This window comes from Floccifex sp., assembly GCF_051873495.1.
In the GTDB taxonomy this organism is placed as follows: domain Bacteria; phylum Bacillota_I; class Bacilli_A; order Erysipelotrichales; family Erysipelotrichaceae; genus Floccifex.
In genome coordinates, this window is record NZ_JBJEEX010000060.1 from 1 (window position 1) to 2068 (window position 2068).

Here is a 2068-nt window from a genome sequence, read left to right on the forward strand (position 1 = left end):
ACCGCGAAAAGCTCACCCGCTCCCTAATCTACAAAGGCGCCACCCTCGAAGAACTCGACTATTTGGCTGAAGCTATGTCATCGTATAAGCAAGCAGAAGCGATGGCTATAAAATCAGACTTCAAGAATCTTGGCTACATAAATCTCAGAATTGCCAAATTATACCATAGTTCTTACTCCGTAGGCAGAGAGTATATTGAAAGATATAAAAAAGCTTTATCGTATTTTGAAAGAGCTAATGAACTGAACTACCAACTCAAAACTCTATCTAAGCTCGGTGCAATTTATTGCTATTCCAATATCGACAGTGCTTACATATACACAAATCGAGCAATTGAATTGTCAAAAGAACTCAACGATAGCACATTCTTGTTTGATAATTATGAAATTCTATCGAGAGCATATTGGGTTGATTCTCAATACACAAAACAAAAAGAAATAGATTTATACAATATAAAGCATGGAAGCAGGTTCATAAGTTCAGACAGTTATTTTGATATTATCAGAGCATATTCCAAGTTAGGAAAGCCTGATTCTGCTGCTATTTTTCTTCAACAACTCAATACGACTGGGATGTCAAAGGCTGAATATGTTTCATATTTAATGTCATTGAGAGAGTATTACATTGCAATAGGTGATTATAAGAGAGCGTGCATCGTTTCAGAGCAAGACGCTGCTATTTCCGATTCGATCATGAACTCTCAAAATTATAATAGTATTTCTAAAGCCGAAACTGAATATGTAATAAAAAATGCCGAATTAGCAGAACAAATTGCCAACCTTAAATTCCATTACTTTATTATTCTGTCGGTCATCATTATTACATCGTTGATTCTTTTGGTGTTTTTTATGAAGACACGTTACAGAAACACAATATTGTCAAATCAAATTCTGGTTGATAATCTTAAAGAAGATTATAAGCAGATGGAAGCGATTCACAACAAGACTATTCAGGATTTGGAAGAAAAAAGGAAAATAATCGCAGAAGATGATTACAGCATCACATCGCTTCAGCATGCTTTTGATTCTCAATTTGAAAATGTCAAACGACTTATGAAGTTGGCAGAAAATGCCGATGCATTATCGCCTGCAGCACTTAGGAGAAATATAAATTCAATAATTTTTGCTAAAAAAGATGATTCAGAAACCGAGAAACTATTGAACTTAGTCAATTTGAGATATAATAGTATTATCACCAGAATACGTGAAAAGCACCCCAGTCTTAGTGACAATGAAATAAAGTTTATTGCCTTGGTATGCTTAGGTTATCCCAACTCGTATATATGTTTTTATATGGGATATACCAATAAGCAAAGTGTAGTTAACAAGAAACAAATAGTTGGCCAAAAGATGGGCAATGTAAATCTTATGGATTATCTTGAACTTCTCAAAAATGAGCATTATTAGACTTGAAACGACGCAAAAAATCAGAATAGTTGTTGGCTTGAAAAACGATGTTTGCGACAAATTTCGCATCAAGCTGATTGTGAGGTGATTACAAGTAAAATGTGTGCGCTAAAAATTTGAATGTTTTATCTTATAGTTTGTACCTTTGTGTAAAACAAACTATAAACGACATGAAAAAGATTTTAGTATTAATTCTCGCATTAGCATTTAACCTCCCATCGATCTGGGCGGATAAACAGATTGACTTAATCAGACCAAGAGGTAACGACAGAACTGAAACTCCTGTACCACCAAAAGCCTCATATGATGAGGACACACAAGAAGTCACTCTCAGTATTGAGGCTGACACCTATTTTACAATGGTAGTTCTCGACATCTATGGCACAAAAGTATATTCTTGTCCTGTGCTGATGGTAGATGGCACTCCTACAAATTACCAACTTCCCGAACTTCCTGCCGGAATCTACACCTTAAAAGTAGAAAGCCCCGATGTCTCCTACGAAGGCACTTTAGTCATCGAATAACATCTTTTATTAAACAATTTATTAATTCATTCATTAATCAAAAACAACAACTTTATGAAAACTTTTATTTGTGCGCCTTTGGCGTTAATTCTCTTAGTTCTATCTGCGTGTTCTAATAATGATTTTCAGACACAGCAA

Annotated in this window: 2 protein-coding genes; both read left to right on the forward strand. The window is 34.8% G+C overall.

From position 1 onward, the window contains the following. Nucleotides 1–1406 (forward strand): hypothetical protein (locus ACI313_RS03910; protein ID WP_439755314.1); only part of this gene is annotated, 1406 nt, incomplete at its 5' end. A 170-nt stretch (nucleotides 1407–1576) separates the two neighbouring features. Further along, a complete protein-coding gene (locus ACI313_RS03915) occupies nucleotides 1577–1930 on the forward strand; it encodes a hypothetical protein (RefSeq protein ID WP_439755315.1) in 354 nt (117 codons plus the stop codon). The last annotated feature ends 138 nt before the right edge of the window (nucleotides 1931–2068 follow it).

Coding starts and splice junctions, on each gene's coding strand:
- ACI313_RS03915 (WP_439755315.1), top strand. CDS start 1,577: ATGAAAAAGATTTTAGTATTAATTCTCGCATTAGCATTTAACCTCCCA.